The sequence below is a fragment of the Streptomyces scopuliridis genome, from assembly GCF_042790125.1.
In the GTDB taxonomy this organism is placed as follows: Bacteria; Actinomycetota; Actinomycetes; order Streptomycetales; family Streptomycetaceae; genus Streptomyces; species Streptomyces scopuliridis_A.
The window spans coordinates 278,189-295,521 of sequence record NZ_JBHTZS010000001.1 but is presented as its reverse complement, the minus strand read 5'-3'; the positions used below and the strand labels follow the sequence as shown (position 1 = coordinate 295,521).

Below are 17,333 nucleotides of genomic sequence, written 5' to 3'. Positions count from 1 at the left end.
GTGAGGAGGTGCAGATGCCGAACTCCGCCCCTGCCCGGCTGATCGTCCTGCGTCACGCCAAGTCCGCCTGGCCGGACGTGCCCGATCACGAGCGTCCCCTCGCGGCCCGGGGCCGCCGGGACGCCCCGGCGGCCGGCCGGTGGCTGCGCGCGGCGGGGTACCTGCCCGACCTCGTCATCTGCTCCACCGCCCGCCGTACGCGCGAGACTTGGGCGCTGGTCGCGCCGGAACTCGACGCCTGGCCCATGGTCTTCTACGACCCGCGTGTGTACGGGGCGAGCGCGGCCGATCTGCTCGGGGTGCTGCGCGACGTCCCCGAGGGGCAGCGGACCGTGCTGCTGATCGGCCACCAGCCCGGGGTACAGGACGTCGTACTGTCGCTGGCCGGGCACGGGGACGACGAGGCGATGGCTCGGGCGCGGGGGAAGTTCTCGACGTCCGCCGTCGCGGTCTTGACTCTGCCGGGCGGCTGGGCCGAACTCGCGCCGGACACCACGGCCCTCACCGACTTCGCCGTTCCCCGCGGTCTCGCCGAGCATTGAGCACCCCGCGGGCCGATCCCGGGGGCGCGCGAGCGGCTGCCTCCGGGGCGCCGACGGTGCGGGTCGCGGAGGCCATGACAGCGGCTGGGGTCAAGATCCGCCGGGTAACGGGTCTGTCCCAGCGGCCGGCACCCCGATCGACACTGAGGAAGAAACGATGCGCGTTCGCAAGCTGACCTTCGCCGCCCTGGCCGTTGTCGCGAGTCTCCCGCTCACGGCCTGCAACGAGGAGGACCTCACGGGACAGGGCGACCCGTCCACCGCGTCTTCCTCGGCCGACGGGTCGAATCAGGGCGGTACGGATCAGGGCGGCGATTCGGCTCAGGGTGGTACGGAGGACTCCGCCGGGAAGAGCTCCGGCGGGCAGGGCACGGTCGCCGGGGGCGGCTCCGACGCGAACGGCAAGATCGCCAAGTGCCGCACCGACGATCTGGACATCACGGCGACGGACAGCACCATCGACGGCGACACCGAAGGACGGCGAGTCGACGTTCTTCGGCGTCACCTACCCGATCAACGAGTCGGGCGGCTCCGGCGTCCGCGTCACGGCGCTCGTGGTGACCCCGCCGGACGAGACGAAGTCGTTCTCGATCGCGTGGCCGAGTTCCGCGACGCTGCCCGTCTCGGACGGGTCGGGCTCCACGGTGAAGGTCGGTCCGACCGGTGGCGCAGGCCAGGGCGGTCAGAGCTGACCGCACGGCGCTGCTGGTGGCGGGCGATGACTCCGGCAGGCCGGGGCGCCGGCCGGTGCTGCCGACCGGCCCCCTGGGCTCTCCGCCGCGAGCGGGATGTTGCGTACTCAAGTCCGGCTTCATGTGTGTCGGGACAGCCCTCGACAGCCATTCTTGCTACCGTCCGCTTCGCATAAATCGCCCATAAGGAGCGATTCGACTCAGGTGGCAGCCGAGAGGACACGGACCATGAACGACTTTTCCCGTCGCAGAATGCTCAAGGCGACGGCGGCCGTCGGCGCCGGCGCTGTTGTCGTCTCCGGCGTCGAACCCGCCGAAGTCTCGGCCGCGAGCGCCGTAAAGGCCGGGGCTGAGGGCGTCAAAGATGAGGGTGCGACGTGTGCGCCGGCGAAGCTGACCGGGCGTATCGTCCGCCCGAACGACCCGAACTACCCGGACGCCAGCCAGGGCTGGGACGAGCTGTTCGTGCACTATCCGCTGGTCATCGTCTTCGCCCGGAACACCGAGGACGTCGTCAACGCCCTCACGTGGGCGCGGCAGCACAACGTCGCGCTGCGGGTGCGCAGTGGCCGCCACAGTCTCGAGGGCTGGTCGAATGTCGACAACGGCATCGTGATCGACATCAGTGAGCTGAAGTCGGCGCACATCAACGCCCAGGCGCGTACGGCCACTGTGGGCGCCGGACTGAACCAGCTGGAAGCGGTAACGACGCTCGCGAAGCAGAACTTCGCGGTGACGACAGGCACGGAGGGCAGCGTGGGCCTCGCCGGTGCCACCCTCGGCGGCGGCCTGGGCTTCCTCACCCGCTACCTCGGCATGGCCTGCGACAGCCTGATCTGCGCCGAGGTCGTCGTACCGGAGGGCGCCGAGTGCGCCAAGGTGATCAAGGCGGATCTGGACCACAACTCCGACCTGCTGTGGGCGCTTCGCGGCGCGGGCAACGGTAACTACGGGATCGTCACCTCACTCACCTACAAGGTGGCCCCTCTCAAGAGCGTCACCTATCTGACGGCGACGTGGAACGGGCTCGGAGACCTGCACAGGGTGTTCGACGCCTGGCAGCACACGGCCCCGGTCACCGACGACCGCCTGGGCACCCAGCTGGAGGTCCACCGGAACCAGATCCTGCTGTTCGCGGTCCTGGCGGAGGGAACGCCCGCGGAGGCGGAGAAGCTGCTGGCGCCGATCCTCTCGATCGGCCGTCCCGAGGTCACCACGCAGGTCGGCAACTGGGGCGATGTGTACTCGGGTTTCCAGGTCCCGACGGAGGACGAGCCGGCGAACTGGAAGTTCTTCTCCCAGTTCACGAAGAAGCCGTTCCCGGACGAGGCGATCAGAGTGATCGCCTCGTTCATGCGGGACGCGCCGACGGACGAGAGCAACTTCTTCGCCCAGGCGTTCGGCGGTGCGGTCAGGAAGGCTCCGCGTGGCGGCACGTCGTTCCCGCACCGTGACGCGCTGTTCTACTCCGAGCCGGGCGCGGGCTGGGGCAAGCGCGGTGTGCCAGGCAGCGGCGATGAACTGACCACGCAGGCCCAGGCGTGGATCGCGGAGTTCAGCCAGGCGCTGCGGCCTTACGTGGACGGTGCTTACGTCAACGTCCCCAACATCGGCATGCAGGAGTGGGAAACCGCCTACTGGGACGGCAACTTCGACCGCCTGCGCCAGATCAAGCAGAAGTACGATCCGCGCAACGTCTTCCAGTACGAGCAGAGCGTCCCGCCGGCCTCCTGCTGAACGGCAACGCCGAAGCCCCCTCCCGGACGGTGAGGGGGCTTCGTCGCCTACCGCGGCCTCGGCGTACAGGACACCTACAGCCCCGGAAAACACCAGGTCCGGATAGGGGCGAACCCCTATCCGGACCTGGTCACTGCTGCCACATCACCCCGTGGGGCGATGGTTCGTGGGTTGTTGACACAACTCGCTGGCCTGTATCGATGAGCTGGCTCGCGAGGGGGCTGCACAGGCTAAGACCCCGGGCCGGCACAGGCGTTTGTCTGATTCGGGCGAGGCCGTTGATCCTGGCGGACACATGGCACTTGCCCCCATCCTTGAGGACATCGTCCTTGGGAAGGATGACCTGACAGCGGATTTTGAGCTGCTGCTTACGGCAGGATGAGCACGTTCATTTGAACCACGGTGCTAGCGCCTGCCACGTACCGCCGGGATGTCCAGCCGTTGTTGTGTCTTCGGCGTCGTCGGCCTTGGCGTACTTCAACGGGGTGGTGGAGTCGGGGCCGCTCTTCGTGCGCTGCAGGCCGTCGAACTGTAGGCAGCGCGACGTTCCGGACCGGTGCGTTGCCTGTGCGACAAGCCAGGGGGAGAGGCGGAGGGGCGGGGCATGGCCGGTGAGGAGCAGCATTCGGCCGGTCACTTGGGGGTGATCGGTGCGAACGGTGGCGGGGCTTGGTTTTCCGGCTCCGGTGAAGGTAACGACGTCGAGGGTGTAGGCCGAGCCGTCATAGGTCATGGAGGTGGGCACGGCCAGTGTGGCGCGCCAGGATGACGCGGCGCGGTGGGCGAAGCGGCGGAGCAGGAGGTCCAGGCTGTCGCGGTGAGCGGGGGTGGCCGTGGCCCTGCCGTGGGCGATGTCGTTGCGGAGTTTGATGAAGTCTTGCACCGGCTGTCGGTCGGCGCGGTCGGGCATGAGCCAGGAGAGAATCTCAGTGAAGGGCGTACAGCATCCTGGGATTTGAGCGAGGGCGGTGCACAGGGTGAACCATGTGCCCATGCTGGGCTGTGCGAGGCGTTCTGGGCCGATGCCTTGGAGGGGTGCCGGAGCGGGGTTGCTCAGGCCGAGCGCGGCTGCGAAACGGAGTACGGCTTCCAGCGTGTGGAGACCTTCGGTGACCTGTTTGTCTGGGTCGGTGGTTCGCGCGTATCGGGCTAAGCGGAACGCGAGGGGGGTGGGCAGGTGCGTGCTGGCGAGTTCCAGCGACTGTTCCAGCCTGTCGCGCAGGATATGAGTGCACCGGCCGAGGAGTTCCTCGCCGGCGGCGTCCTTGTCGATCCAGTCTGCTGATCCCAGCCGCAGGGCTTCGATGACCTGCTGCTTCGATCCTTCGCCGGAGAGCACCAGGGTGGGGATGCGCCATCCGTCGAGGCTGAGGCGGCGCAGGAGCCACAGGCCGCCCCATTCCTCGGGGGGCATCTTCATATCCACGATGATGAGGTCGAAGGGGCGGGTGGCGATCTCTGCCAGGGCGGTGTGGCCGTCGGGGACGAAGCGTAGTTGTGCTCCCGCTTTGCGAAGCGGGCTGCAAAGAGTTCGGGCGACGTCGGTCTGGTCGTCCGCCACGAGGATGCGTGCCCCGGTCACCTGGTCGGTCACAGGTCCTCCGTTGTTGTGGTGGGGGCGATCGGCAGTGTGATGAGCCAGGCGGTGCCGGTGCCCGAGGGTGCCGGGACGGTCGTGAGTTCGCCGTCGGCGCGGTTCAGGAGTGATTGGACGCCCAGCAGACCGAGGCCGTTGCCGCCGGGTTTGGTACTGCGCACGCGGTCGCCGGCTTCCAGGGCCGCGATGACTTCGGGTGGCAGGCCCGGGCCGTCATCGGTGATCTCGATGACGGCTTCGTCGTCATCGGCGGTCCATTCGAGGGTGATCGATCCGCCGTCACGGAGTGCCTCGATAGCGTTGCCGACGAGGTTGTTCAGGACGGCGGTGAGTCCGCCTTCATCCAGGGCGACGCGGACGCTGCGGGGTGCGTCGGGTATGGACAGGGAGATTGAGCCGGGGAGCCGGGTGAGTACGCCGGAGGCGTAGTGGCGCAGGAAGGATCCGATGTCCACGCTCTCGGTGCCGGTGGGCCCCAGCAGAGAGGTGGTGGAGCGGAGACGGGCGGTCAGGGCGTGGGCCTGGTCCAGGTGGCGGCTGGCGGCGAGCTGCTGCTGGAGGCGTGCGGTGCGGGTGTCGGCCGGGGAGGAGTCGGCCAGCCTGGCGGCCACGAGCTGGTTCTTGAGATCGTGCAGCAGGTCGGCCACTGCGGCCTGGTAGGGCCGGGCCGCAGGCTGCAGTGCGGCTCGTGCCGCACGAGTGATGGGTCCTGCCGAGGTGGGGTCCGCTGTGGTGAGGATGGTGGCGTCGATGCCGCGCTCGTTCAACGTCAGCATGGCCGTCCTGCTCACGCTCGACCACAGGGTGCACATCCGCTTGCCGGCGGCCGGGTCGAGCGGAGCGCCTGGCAGGAAGCGCAGGCGCAACGGGCTTGAGCTAAGGACCTCGACCGATGCCGACGTGTCGGGGGCGAGGACGGCAGAGGCTCCGGCGTCCAGGATGGCCCGTTCCCTGCCGGACAACCGCACGCTGGGCAGGAGGCGCGGGACGAGGAGTCTGCCGCGGTGCAGGAGGCGCCAGTCGTCTGCGAGTTCACGCAGGTCGACGCCGAGGTCGTCGCTCCCCAGGCATCGGCAGAGGTCCGCCAGTTGTACGAGGCGCTGGAGCTGGTCGGCGGTCAGCGCATCGGGTGTATGCAGCCTTTCCAAGATGTCCAGGACGGCAGCCAGTTCCGGCTCGATGGCCTCCTGTGGGCCGGCGGCGAGGTCGCTCGCCGCGCGGAAGGCGTGCTCGAAGTGGCTGATACTGGGCCGGAAGTCAACAGTGCCGCTGATGAGTTCATCGGCCCCCTGGGCCCATGACAGGAGGTCTGCGGGGGAAGCCGCCCAGTGCAGGCCGAACAACCGTGCGTCCACCCAGCGCCGCACCGGTACACGGTGTACGGCCAGCACCGCGGCCTGATGGCACAGGAGAAACCGGCCCACCGACCGGGCGGGCCGGTCTTCGCTCCCGAGATCGTGTGCGGGGCGGCACGCTGCGAGCTGGTCGAGAACGGTCAGCACCGCCTGGGATGCCTGGTGCTTGGCCTTCGGTCTGGCGCCGATCCACGAGCCCTCGATATGTGTCTCGGTACCCAGCTCCGTGCTGCTCAAGGTGGCGGTGGCGTGCTGCTCTATCGCATGACCGGGGCCCGACATGCGGTAGGTGAAACCGATCTGCAGTTTCATGGCGGAGGCCGCCTGTTGCAGCAGTGTGGTCGGGTCCTGCTCCCGTGGAATTTCCGGGGCTACCATCCGCCACACGGGCTCCCACTGGCTTGGCCACGTGGGACGCAGTGAATCCGGGAATCCTCTGGCCACGAAGATGGCACCGATCACGGCCTGGAAGGTGTTGGCGCCCGTCTCAGCCGGGATACCCAGCGAGGCCTGGCCCGCGCCCAGCAGCAGACCCGCCTCCAGGCCGGTGTGCCGGAACGCGCCGTCGTGGACCTCGTTCGGCAGGGTCAGTAAGGACAGTTCCTCGGGAGGGTCGGGCAGCACGCGGCGCACGCTGTCGAGGGTATGTTCGTAGTTCAGCACCTGAGAACCGATGAATCCCAGGACCTGGTTGTCCTGCTGGCGGCAGGCAGCCAGCATCTCCCGGTGCTCGTACGCCCATGAGGAATGGATCAGAGCCTGGGACAGCAGCGGGCGAGCCTCGGGTGTCAGCGAGAACAGCTCCTGCAGGTGTCGAACTACCCTTGCGTGGGACTGCTGTCCTGGGATCTGTGCAGGCACAGGTCGTGGGGCAGTGGCGTTGCGGGTGCCGACGGCCTCCGGCACATACCGTCGGAGGAAGTCCAGCGCGGCCTGCCGTGACGCGCGCTTCTTGCTGGGTCCTGCACCGGTGCCGCGGCGCCCGCGGCTGTCAGTGACGACAGCGCGGAATGTCAACGCGTGTTCAGGACCTTCGCGTTGGTACTCGTAGACGGCCGAGCCGTTGTTGAGGCTTCTCTGGAGTCTTTCCTGGAGTTCCGTCTTGGGATCCGCGATGCTCCCGCCCTCATCAGCGGCAGCGATCATGCGGTCCACCAACGCTGCGGCGGCAGTTTTCTCGCCGGCGAGGCAAAGCAGCCCGACAACCTGATAGCACAGTTCAGCGGCTGACCGGGCCGGAAGCGGGCCACCTGTGAGGCTGCCCCCGACCGCACACGACTGGCCTATCCACTCCTGCCGCGTCGACCAGGACTGCACGACAGGCGGAACCAGACCGACCCCCTTGCTTAACGAGCCCGCCGTCTGCACCCCACCGCGCCGGAAGATCTCGACCGTCGCCTGCTTCCTCAGATAGTCCATGCCGAGCCGCTGGAGCACGTTCAGGAGGCTGCGGGTAACCCCGGGGAACAGGTCGCGGTGCTCATGGAGGTACGAACTGTGGGTCAGCGCCACTCGCAGCGCTCTGCGGAGTTCGGGCGCGGGCTCCGGCAACCCCAGCCTGCGCAACGTGTCAACCGCAACGTCGATTTCGCGCGATCCGACCGTCTTGGGGTGTGCCAACACCCCTAAGCTCTGCTGGTCTGTTGACTGAACCGAGCCGTCCGTATCTGTCCCCACGCGATGAAGCCCCCTCTGCCCACATCGTCACGTCGCCACAAGGGACTGTAGCCGTGCTGGCCCGGCCACCCCCAGAGATCATCATGCCCGGGTGCGGCGTTCTCGACCCGCTGTCGCTGTCTCTGTGCCATGAACTCGACGAGGATGGTCAAAAGGCCGTCAGAAGGGTTGCGTTGGCTGCCGTCTTGAGGTTGAGGAGTGCGGCCCGGGTGTCAGGTGAGTGCGCCGACGCGGTGGGCGAAGGACCGTACGCCGGGCAGGGTGCGGTCGTGGCGCATGAGTTCGGCCGTCAAGGTGTGCACGGCGGTGCGGCGGATTCCTGGGGGGTGCGAAGGGCCCATCCCCTGAGACTACGAAGTCGGCAGCCGTCCGCACAGCGGCGGGATCACGTCGGTCTCCAGGGCAGCGGTTACGAGGCGCACCATGCCCTGGGGGACCTTCGACCCGAACGGCCTGCCCTTCCGGCGCTTCATGAGGGAGATGCCGAAGACCTGGATCGTGCCGCGCAGCAGGCCGGTTGGCACCGGATGGCCGAGACGCTGCGCGACTCCGGCTTGAAGATCGGCCAGCTCCCTCGCCTCCGGCAGGACCTCGGCGATCGTATCGACGATCAGGTCATATCTGGTCATGATCAGATCGACCTGCCTAGGGTGGACCTCCAGCGATATTCCGTACTCGTCGCTACGCTCCGTCACCGTGAACCTGTCCATCTCCAGGGCCTCGCGCAGCCGGTCGCGCGGCTCCGGGTCGTCCATGGCGTAGACCACGACCAGGCCGGACCATTTCTCCGTCCGCAGACAGAACTCGCTTAGGCGCAGCTGCTCTACGAAGTGGCTGACCCTTGCGAGGACCCCGTTGAGGTCCCCGATGTTCACCGGATCGAGTGACCCGTCGCCGCGGAACGTGTGCCGGGGATAGCGGGAAGGGGCCTTCAAGTAGTCGATGAGCTCCTTGCCATCCATGCCAACCTCCAGTGGTCAAAGTGCGGTTCATCGTGCGCGGCCGGGCAGACGCCGGGGCCGCCGGACATTGCCCAGCACCTCCCACAGCGGGCGCCGCTCGTCGGCCCACTCTCGGAGCGCATGCCGGTCCACCAACCGGATCCCGTACCGCGCGCCCCACGCCACGGCGGGCTTGCTGAATCGACCATTGGTAACGATCACCGCGAACCGGGCACCGTGAACCGGCTCGGCGGTGCCATTGACCTGCTGCAGCACCTCGACGCCCGTGGCCTTACCCGTCCAGCCGTCGCGCCGATGCTTGCACTGGACGGCCCAGATCCGCCCATCGGAGTCCACTCCGCGTACATCGCACGCATCGTCCCCGCCACGCCCAACACGCTCAGCGGTGAACCCGTCTCGCCGCATCAGGTCGCGAACAATGGACTCGAACTCCCGGTGATCCACCGAATCCAGCCGCGACAGCGGCATGCGCAGGCCGCGCGAGCGTCGCTCTTCCCACCTCCGGCGTCGCTCGACCGCCGCCCCGCATACGACCGCAAGCATCAGCACGGCCTGTGGCACGACGGCGTAGATGCCCCAGTGGTCGTTCATCCATGCCCCGAGCCACACGACGAACCCGATGAACCCGCCAGCCCCGGCAACCAGCCCGATCGGCAGCGCGGCGAGTTTCGCCTTCTCAGCTGCTGGCCGCCGTCCGACGCCGTCCACGTTCCACAGCGGACGCTCGGGCAGTCCCAGCGACTCCCAGAGGTATTCGAGGTCGTCCCATAACGCGAAGGGGGTGTCCTCAGACGGTTCTCCCTCACCGGCTGATGCGAGATCTCCAACCATGCTGCCTCCCCTAAGACTTACTGCCTGGACAGCCCAGTGCACCACGCGGCACTGACACCTCGCCATGGCCTTCCTCGACCCCGGGAGGGGGCGAGGTTCGTCGACGCGGCTACCAGGCAACGGCTGAAGTCCGCAGCTCTCGGTGAGCTCCAGGTCGATGCCCTCCGGTCAGGAGCCTCCGGCTCCAGTCCGCGCTGCTCAGCCACATCGGAGGTATCCCACAACTCACGCGGCGCGTCCTGGAGATGGGACACCTCGGGTGAGTCCGTGAATACGCCATCAGCTCGAAGACGCTGTCGGGGCACAGGACGCACCGCAACCAGATCCTCGGCCCTTCCCTCCGCGGACCCGGTCCTCCTGCCTGAGGCATGGCTCCACTGGGACCACAGAACCGTTCAGCAGTACGGCCCCGAGGCATTGCTGCGCTCCCGCATGGGCTTTCTCACTCGTGCGCCCGGCAACTGCTTCTGCACCCACCTTTCGCGGGAACGCCAGCTCCTTCGCTCGGCGTACGGCGGTTCGAGCAAGCTCCGATACACGAGAAGATCACCGGTCGGGGACTCACCGCCCCTGCCTGCCTGAAAGCAGCCGGTCAACGTACGTCGGACGACGGAGACCTCCGCGAGCTCCTGCTTCGGCGGTGTCAACTGCTGTTCACCCTGAAGCGGCGAAACAGATCCGGCAGGAACTGCTGCAGCAGGGTCCGGGCGTCATCGATCAGCTTGAGTTCATCGTGGCCGAAGCGGAATACCTCGTACTCCCGCAGCTTGAGATCTCGGTCGGCGGCGACCATTGCCGCGTACTTGGCGGTATCAGGGGTACGGCCGCGGTCGCGGGTGAAGTGCTGTGATCCGTCGACCTCCAGAACGACCCTCTGTCCGTGGGGCAGCAGCAGGAGGAAGTCCATGCGGGAGCGCAACAACGCCCCAGGGCCACGCTGCTGAACGGTTTTGTGGTCCCAGTGAAGCCATACCTCGGGCAGCAGGGCCGGCACCTCGACTGAGGGAGCGAGGATCTCGTGGTAGGCGAGGAAGAGATTCCTCTGGCCGTCCGAGTTCTCCGGGAGGCTCTTCAGGAGTCGTTGGTACAGATCCTTCCTGGCCTCGATCTCGCTGTCGAACCTGCGGGTGTCCTGCCACCAGGCGTGCAGATCACGCCAGCGCAGGCCGTCGGTGGGGATCTCCCGGTCGTAGACGAGGATGTCGTCGGGGTCGCTTGCCACGATCTCGATGTCGTTGTCGACCGAGGACAGGAACCGGATGTCCGGCTTGGTGCGGGTGGCGAAGATGATGTTCTTCGGGCGCCGGTTGCCGTGCAGTCGCGTCGGCACCAGGGTGAACAGCGGGTAGCCGCCGTCATCGCCGGTCTGCCGCAACTCGACGCCGACAGGGCGGAGATGGATGTTGATCGTGCCGGCCGTCAGTCTCTGGAGGTCCTCATCGAGGAGGACATCCGCCGTTACGAGACCTTCCAGGAAGCGGGCGAACCGGGCGTCGCCGGCTTCGAACGCCCCGAGTTTGTCGAAGAGATCCTCCGCCGACCAGTCCCCCGGGTTTCGGAAGACGTGCCGTTCGACGAGGTCGCCCAGCGTCACCTGGCGCATGCCATTCAGCAGATCACCGAGCGACGGCTCCGGCCCCTCGGTGATCCAGAAGCGGCCGAGGAGCCGCATGAAGCGGTCACGGTGCTGAGTCAGCTCGGGCAGGTCAAGGGCGCGCGCCAGCTCACGGCGGGACTTCTTGGGTATCTCCGGCGGTGCGTCCCGCGCCCACAGTAGATCCTCGATCCGATGGCGTGTCGACGGACTCACCGGGAGGTCTTCGCGCTGAAGGACGCGTCGGGTGACCTGCGGCAGCTCAGCCTCGGGCACCTGCCCGACGCTCTCCTCGATGCGTGTGCGCTTGCTTCCGGCCTCCTCAGGAACCGTCGGCATGCCCAACTGCTCGAAGGCCGGGCCCAGCTCGCGGTGCGTCAGGCCGCCGAGACCCGCGACGACCTCGCCGACCAGTGTGCGCAGCGCCGAACCACCCCTGCTGTCCGCCATGGGCAGATGGTCCCAGAAACCGGGGAATTTCGGCAGAGGAACCGGAAACAGGGGTTGGAGGCGAATCCGGCCGACGCCGGGCATCGCACCACATCCGACAGGACTTCACCTCCGTGAAGGCAGAGCGGACCAAGGTCTCCCCGCACTGTGGGCCCGGACGCTGCCACAGCGGCTGTCCCACGCCGAGGGGCTATTCCACTGCGACCAGGCAGGGCGCCCCGGCGGCCTGCGCCTTCGTGAACCCGCGGCTCCGGGCGGTCGGCCTGCGGTCCGCATGCCCGGGGGGGCGAAGGTCAGGTGAGTGCGCCGACACGGTGGGCGAAGGACCGTACGCCGGGCAGGGTGCGGTCATGACGCATGAGAGAGGCCGTCATCGACTTGACGGCGCCGCGGCGGACTTCCTGCGGGGCGGCTTCTTCGGCGGCGAGAAGGGCCCGGTAGCAGTTGCCGGGCTTGTTCCACTGGTCGAAGGAGCGGGCGACGTCGATCCAGTACCGGGCCCGGCGCTCCGCCGTCGGCAACTGGACCGTGTTCACCTGGCGAGCGTGGTCGATCGCCGTTCCGGCGTCGCCGAGGAGGTGACTGATGCTGATCTGGTGCAGCAGCACCTGGGAGGGGCCGAAGAACGCTGTCCCGGCCGGCGACTGGTCCGCACCCAGCCGCTTCGCGGTGGCCTCCGCTTCGGCGATCAGGGTGTGGGCGGTGTGCCGGTCGCCCTGTTTGGCGGCGGTGTATGCGGCGGTCGCGTACAGGTTCCCCTGCACGGACAGGCGCTGGGGCTCGGGAGTGGTGCGGTCGGCGGCCAAGTGCTGCGCTGCGGTGACGGCGACGTCGGTGGCGCGGGCGTAGTGGCCCTGGCGGCGCCAGGAGCTGGACACCATGCGGTGGGCTTCGGCGACGGTGAGAGCGCCGGCCCCTGCGAGGGCGGCGGTCAGGGCGCGGTCGGCGGTGACGGCGGCCAGTCCGTCCTCGCCGAGTTTGATGCACAGCCGGGTCGCGATGCTGTAGAGCTCGGCGACCGCCGTCGCCGACTGCCCCTGACCGTCGACGTGTTCACGGCCGAGTGCCTGGGCGAGGGCGATACGGGAGGGCAGGGCGCGGGCGAGGGTGTCGTAGCGGCAGGTCCCGAAGTCCCGGCGGGAGGCGTCCACCGCGGCGGTGACCGAGGCCCGCGTGGGTTCGCCGACGGGTGTGCCGCCGCGGTGCAGGAGGAGGTCCTCAAGCCCGGTCAGCGTCGGCCGGGCCCCCGCAGAGGCGGCGGATGCTCCGCCGAGGACGGTTCCGGTCGCGGTGCCCGCAATGCCTGCCAGGAGGTTGCGCCGTCGCACCGGGTCCTCACCCTCTCCCTGATCGCCGAACACGTCTCGTACGTCTCGTCCGGCCACCCTAGTCCCACCCGTGCCTGGCCGGGGCACGCCACCAAGAGCGGGCGGGGCCGTGTGTCGGGGCGCGAGACCGAGGAGTTGGGGCGGGATGTTCAGGACCTCGGCGATTCGCGTCAGGAGGACCATGTCGCGCATGGGCTGCTTGCCGCGTTCCATGCGGGAGATGGACGCGGCGGTGTAACCGGTGGCGGTACCGAGCTGGGTCTGGGTGAGGTCGGCGGCGCGGCGGGCCAGGCGCACGATGGCCCCCGGGTTGCCGGCCGCTATGGCGTCACGCATCTCGGGGGTCGTCCAGATGGGGTGGGTGTCGTGTAGGGCCACGGCCCGCTGCCTTCCGCCGGTCCTGCGGAGAATTGTCGCGCCAACACCGTTCACAGTACGGGTTCTTGCACACCGCTTACACCCCGCGCAAACCGCGTACACGCCCCGTCGCTGCCCCTGACCACACGAAGCCGGTGCCGGTTGTCTGCCTCACCAGGCGCCCCGAATCCCGGGGCCGCCGCACACGGGAGGCAGGGACATCATGCGCGTGCTGTATCTGCTCAACATCTCCAACCCCGACCGGCTGTCGGCCGACTCCGGATGGATCTTCGCCGACCTCCTCGCCCCGGCGCTCGCCGACGCTGGCGTGGAGGTGACGGTCGCCGCCCCGGCCCCGGCCGGTGACACCCGCACCGGCTTCCACCGCACACCGGTGCCGGGCACCAAGTACCAGGCCCGGTTCTCCAACGACGTGGGTGAGCTGGTGTCGATGATCCGGGCCGCGCGGCCGGATGTGGTGGTGGCCAACCAGGTCGAGGAGGCGCCTGCGGTCCGCGCGGCTCTGCTGGAAGCAGGCTCCGGCGCGCTGCTGGCCGGGTACTGCCACTACCTGCCCTTCTCCCTCACCGGCGACGGACAGGTACTGCTGGATCCGGCCCTGGACGATGCGGGACTGGGACGCAGTGTGCTGCTGGCGTTCGCCGCAGGCTTGTCGGGCTGTGACCGGGTGATGGTCCACTCTGCCACCGCCGCGTCCTGGGTATCGGCCGCCGCCACCCAGGTGGGCGTCGATCTCACCGGGCGGATGCGGGTGGTGCCCCCGCCGCGCGACGGCCGCCTCGTCCGTAACCCGGCCACCACCATCGGGGCGGATCGGGATCGGGCGGGTGGGGAGGCGATCGGGGTCTACAACCACCGGCTCTACGCGCACTACGGCACGGAGGAGTTCGTGGACCTGGCCAGGGAACTGACCGCCTCCGGTGTGGTGCGGGTGCGGGTGATGGACCTCTTCGGTACCCGGCGGGCCGAGCGCACGGGTCTGGACGACAGTCCGGAGCGGATGCGCAACGTGCTGGCCGCGCTGCCGCATGTGCAGGTGGTGTCCGACCGGGGTGACCGGATCCGCTACCGGGATCTGCTGGCCGGCGCCCGCTTCGGTATCGCCCCGTTCCGGCCGGGCTGCCCGTGGTCGATGAGCGTGGTCGACTGCCAGGGCATGGGCCTGCCGGTGATCGCCCCGCGCATGGGCTGGCTCGCCGAACACATCGATCCCGCCCTGTGCTTCACCACGGCGGCCGAAGCCGTCGCCCTGGCCGAACGGCTCGCCACCGACGACGCCTTCCACGCCGAGCACGCCCAGCGCGCCTACGCCTCCACCACCGGCCTCACCCCGGCGGCCGTGGCGGCCCGCTACCTGGAGGCGATCGTATGAGCGGCGGTTTCGACGCGGTCTTCCTCTCCTACGACGAGCCCTTCGCCCACCGGCTCCACACCCGCCTGGAACGGGCGCTCGGTGGTCCGGTGAAGCGTCTGCACGGCGTGCGGGGGATGCGGCGCGCGTACCGGTTGTGCGCGGAGGTGGTGGACGGGGAGCAGTTCTTTATCGCGGACGGGGACTTCGATGTCCACCCCGCATTCGACCTGGCCGCTGTCAGGCCACTGGGTGAGGGGGTGTCGATGCGGGTGTGGAAGGCGGTCAACCCCGTCACCGGCCGCGCCTACGGGTACGGCGGGCTGAAGCTGGTCCGGCGCACCGCGCTGCGGCAGATCGGCCAGGCGGTCGATGTGCTGGCCGCCCTGCCCGGCCGGACCGAGTTCGCGAAGGAGACGGCGGGGGTGACGCGGTTCAACCAGAGCCCGTTCCACGCCTGGAGGGCCGCCTTCCGCGAGTGCGCGATGCTCACCCGCGGCAGCGAATACGGCATGAGCGCCGCGCACACCGCCGAACAGATCCGCGCCTGGACGGCCAGCCGCGACGGCGAGTACGCACCCTATGCCGCCTCCGGCGCCCGCCACGGCATCACCTTCGCCCGCCAAGCAGCCACCACCCCACGGGAGTTCGAGAGGCTGAACGACCCGCTCTGGCTGCGCGCGCGGTTCACCGCCGTCCACGGCACCGGGGAAGGATCCGCATGAGCGGCGCCCAAGGCTCTGCGGGTTCTCTGGTGCTGATCGAACCGTATGCGTACCGACTGGGCGGGCATCATCAGCGCACCCTCCTCGCCCTCGCTCAGGCCCGCCCGGGCACCCTCGTGATCGCCCCGAACGGCATCGCCCGGCAGACGGCCGCCGGGCTACGCGAAGCCGCAGCACAGGTTGTCACTGGTGCGACGGGTTACCGTGCGGGTCTTCTGCTGCGGGTCTCCGGCCTACTGGCTCGGCTCTCCTGGGCCGGGCAGCGGATGTTCCGTTCCGGCCGCTGGCCTCGTGCTGTGCGCCGGATCCCGCACCAGATCAACCTCGTCGCACGGTGTCTGGTGGAGGCGGCCGCTCTGCGGACCGCCCGGCTCCAGGGCACGGGTGCGGGGGCGGTGGTGATCCTGACGGCGAGCGAAGCCCTGCACGGCGTTGCCGCCGTCCTGGGCCGGCTGGCACATCTGCGGTTCGTCCACGAGGTGGTGACCACCGAGGACGCACCGCTGCGTGTGCTGGGAAGGCTCGCCCGCCGCGGTGAGAAGCGGGTGATCGCCCTGTGTCCGACCGCCGCGGTCCACGACCAGGTCATCCAGCGTTGCCCCGGCATGGCATCGCAGATTCGGGCGTTCGCGGTCGACGACGGTCTGCGTCTGACCCCGGGCGAACGGGAGGGCGGCCGGGCCGCGTTCGCCATTCCCGCGGCGGAGGCGGCGGTGTGTCTGGTCGGCGGCTGGTGGCCGCACAAGGACATCACCGTCGTCGACCAGGCGCTGGCCCGGCTGCGGGAGCCGCTGCATCTGATCGTCACCGGCCATCCACTGGATGACAGCGTCCTCGCCCGCTGGCGGGCCCTGCCGAACGTGCGGCTCCACACCGAGCCCGGACCGCTCAGCGAGCCGATACTGCGCCTGGTCTACGCCGCCGCGGACGCGGCTCTGGTCGCCCGGCACCCCGGTGTAGGGAAGGAGTCCGGGCTCGTGATGGACGCGGCCCGCTACAGGGTGCCGCTGATCGTCTCCGACCATGATCCGGATCTCAGCGCACGGCTGCGGGACCAGCCCTGGGCCCGCACCTTCACCGCAGGAGACGCCATCTCTCTCGCCAGGGTTCTGGAAGACCTGGTGCGGTGTCCCTTCGACCTGCCGGGCCCCGGCGCGCCGAAGGTACTGGACATGTGGAGTGCCGCCGAGCAGGTCACCTTCCTGGCCCACACCACACGCGGCCTGCATTCGAAGGAGGCGGGATGCTGACGCCAACACTGATCGCCGTGGTCGGGCCCGTCGAGCCGGCGTTGCTCACAGCGTGGATCGGGCACTACCGGTGGCTGGGCGTCGAACGGTTCCTTCTCGCCTTCCACTTCCCCGAGCACGTCCCCGACCAACTGCGGCACGAACTGCAAGGCGTGTGCCGTCAGGCGGGCGTCATGCCCGCCGGGACCAGCAGCGGACCGTGGCACGAGCACACCAACGCCCGGATCCGTGACGCGCTGCGCCACCAGGCCGGGGACGGCTGGCATCTGTTCGCCGACGCGGACGAGTTCCAGCAGTACCCCGCGCCGCTGCGCGAAGTCGTCGCCCAGGCCGACCGCGGCCACCATCCGGTGGTGGGCGGCCTGCTCCTGGACCGCGTCTCGGCGAGCGGGCGCCTGACCGGCTGGAACCCGCGCGGCGGCCTGGATCTCGCCTATCCCCTCGGCGGGCACCTCACGCACCGTCTCCTGCATGGCGACCCGCGCAAGATCGTCCTCGCCCGCCACGACATCCCCCTCTCCTCCGGGAACCACCGTGCGCCCGGCCACCGGCCCGACCCGGACCGTCTGTGCGCGGTCCACCACTTCAAATGGCGTGCGGGGATCCTGGACGATCTGCGGCGCCGGGTCCATCACTTCTCCACCGGCCTGTGGCGGGAACAGAGCCCGGCCGTAAGGGAAGAGGCCGGGCGGCTGCTCGCCCATGCCGGACGGCACGGCGGCTCGGTGAACGTGTCGGACCCGCGTTTCGCGTTCCGCCGGGTCAGCCTGGACCGGATGCCCCACAGCTGGCCCGCCGAAGCCCGTGCCATCCACACGGCCTGGCGTCCTCACACCATGGGCGGCCGGCAAGAGCGACAATGAC

The 17,333-nt window shown here is 69.1% G+C and carries 12 protein-coding genes and 1 pseudogene; 7 read left to right on the top strand and 6 right to left on the bottom strand.

The genetic code is table 11. The features are described 5' to 3' along the window. The first annotated feature begins 14 nt into the window (after positions 1–14). The 3 genes and pseudogenes from ACFRKB_RS01095 to ACFRKB_RS01085 all read left to right on the top strand — a co-directional run bounded on the left by ACFRKB_RS01095 (position 15) and on the right by ACFRKB_RS01085 (position 2,971). Complete coding sequence (locus ACFRKB_RS01095; RefSeq protein ID WP_383102166.1) at positions 15–542, top strand: SixA phosphatase family protein; 528 nt, start codon at positions 15–17, stop codon at positions 540–542. A 157-nt stretch (positions 543–699) separates the two neighbouring features. Next, positions 700–1,234 (top strand): annotated as a pseudogene (locus tag ACFRKB_RS01090) (DUF4232 domain-containing protein). Between the two features lie 228 nt (positions 1,235–1,462). Then, a complete protein-coding gene (locus ACFRKB_RS01085; protein ID WP_383102164.1) occupies positions 1,463–2,971 on the top strand; it encodes an FAD-binding oxidoreductase in 1,509 nt (502 codons plus the stop codon). Positions 2,972–3,359: 388 nt separating this feature from the next. Here ACFRKB_RS01085 and ACFRKB_RS01080 read toward each other — a convergent pair whose 3' ends face one another. From ACFRKB_RS01080 to ACFRKB_RS01055, 6 genes are all read right to left on the bottom strand, one after another. Then, complete coding sequence (locus tag ACFRKB_RS01080) at positions 3,360–4,565, bottom strand: response regulator (RefSeq protein WP_383102162.1); 1,206 nt, start codon at positions 4,563–4,565, stop codon at positions 3,360–3,362. Next, positions 4,562–7,543 (bottom strand): ATP-binding protein, encoded by a 2,982-nt coding sequence (locus tag ACFRKB_RS01075; RefSeq protein WP_383102160.1) that lies wholly within the window; start codon positions 7,541–7,543, stop codon positions 4,562–4,564. The genes ACFRKB_RS01080 and ACFRKB_RS01075 overlap by 4 nt, the downstream gene beginning before the upstream one ends. Positions 7,544–7,950: 407 nt before the next feature. After that, positions 7,951–8,562, bottom strand: a complete 612-nt coding sequence (locus ACFRKB_RS01070; protein WP_383102158.1) for a hypothetical protein — start codon at positions 8,560–8,562, stop codon at positions 7,951–7,953. Positions 8,563–8,589: 27 nt separating this feature from the next. Beyond that, complete coding sequence (locus ACFRKB_RS01065; protein WP_383102156.1) at positions 8,590–9,393, bottom strand: restriction endonuclease; 804 nt, start codon at positions 9,391–9,393, stop codon at positions 8,590–8,592. A 643-nt stretch (positions 9,394–10,036) separates the two neighbouring features. Then, positions 10,037–11,437, bottom strand: a complete 1,401-nt coding sequence (locus tag ACFRKB_RS01060; protein ID WP_383102154.1) for an AbiJ-related protein — start codon at positions 11,435–11,437, stop codon at positions 10,037–10,039. A gap of 293 nt (positions 11,438–11,730) precedes the next feature. Beyond that, positions 11,731–13,143 carry a helix-turn-helix domain-containing protein gene (locus ACFRKB_RS01055; protein WP_383102151.1) on the bottom strand — a complete coding sequence of 471 codons (1,413 nt, stop codon included), beginning with the start codon at positions 13,141–13,143 and terminating at the stop codon, positions 11,731–11,733. 202 nt (positions 13,144–13,345) lie between these two features. On the opposite strand from ACFRKB_RS01055, the gene ACFRKB_RS01050 reads away from it, so the two are divergent. The 4 genes from ACFRKB_RS01050 to ACFRKB_RS01035 are packed head-to-tail and all read left to right on the top strand — an operon-like array spanning position 13,346 to position 17,332. Next, positions 13,346–14,515, top strand: coding sequence for a glycosyltransferase (locus ACFRKB_RS01050; protein ID WP_383102149.1), 1,170 nt, complete (start codon positions 13,346–13,348; stop codon positions 14,513–14,515). Further along, the gene (locus tag ACFRKB_RS01045; RefSeq protein ID WP_383102147.1) at positions 14,512–15,219 is read left to right on the top strand and encodes a hypothetical protein; all 708 of its coding nucleotides are present in this window, start codon (positions 14,512–14,514) and stop codon (positions 15,217–15,219) included. The genes ACFRKB_RS01050 and ACFRKB_RS01045 overlap by 4 nt, the downstream gene beginning before the upstream one ends. Then, positions 15,216–16,469 (top strand): hypothetical protein, encoded by a 1,254-nt coding sequence (locus ACFRKB_RS01040; protein ID WP_383102146.1) that lies wholly within the window; start codon positions 15,216–15,218, stop codon positions 16,467–16,469. The genes ACFRKB_RS01045 and ACFRKB_RS01040 overlap by 4 nt, the downstream gene beginning before the upstream one ends. Further along, on the top strand, positions 16,463–17,332 hold the full coding sequence (locus ACFRKB_RS01035; RefSeq protein ID WP_383102144.1) for a glycosyltransferase family 2 protein: 870 nt from the start codon (positions 16,463–16,465) through the stop codon (positions 17,330–17,332). The genes ACFRKB_RS01040 and ACFRKB_RS01035 overlap by 7 nt, the downstream gene beginning before the upstream one ends. Position 17,333: the final 1 nt, after the last annotated feature.

What these genes read in the sequence shown, in the direction of transcription:
- ACFRKB_RS01095 (WP_383102166.1), top strand. Translation starts at nt 15, where the DNA reads ATGCCGAACTCCGCCCCTGCCCGGCTGATCGTCCTGCGTCACGCCAAG.
- ACFRKB_RS01085 (WP_383102164.1), top strand. Translation starts at nt 1,463, where the DNA reads ATGAACGACTTTTCCCGTCGCAGAATGCTCAAGGCGACGGCGGCCGTC.
- ACFRKB_RS01070 (WP_383102158.1), bottom strand. Translation starts at nt 8,562, where the DNA reads ATGGATGGCAAGGAGCTCATCGACTACTTGAAGGCCCCTTCCCGCTAT.
- ACFRKB_RS01065 (WP_383102156.1), bottom strand. Translation starts at nt 9,393, where the DNA reads ATGGTTGGAGATCTCGCATCAGCCGGTGAGGGAGAACCGTCTGAGGAC.
- ACFRKB_RS01060 (WP_383102154.1), bottom strand. Translation starts at nt 11,437, where the DNA reads ATGGCGGACAGCAGGGGTGGTTCGGCGCTGCGCACACTGGTCGGCGAG.
- ACFRKB_RS01050 (WP_383102149.1), top strand. Translation starts at nt 13,346, where the DNA reads ATGCGCGTGCTGTATCTGCTCAACATCTCCAACCCCGACCGGCTGTCG.
- ACFRKB_RS01045 (WP_383102147.1), top strand. Translation starts at nt 14,512, where the DNA reads ATGAGCGGCGGTTTCGACGCGGTCTTCCTCTCCTACGACGAGCCCTTC.
- ACFRKB_RS01040 (WP_383102146.1), top strand. Translation starts at nt 15,216, where the DNA reads ATGAGCGGCGCCCAAGGCTCTGCGGGTTCTCTGGTGCTGATCGAACCG.
- ACFRKB_RS01035 (WP_383102144.1), top strand. Translation starts at nt 16,463, where the DNA reads ATGCTGACGCCAACACTGATCGCCGTGGTCGGGCCCGTCGAGCCGGCG.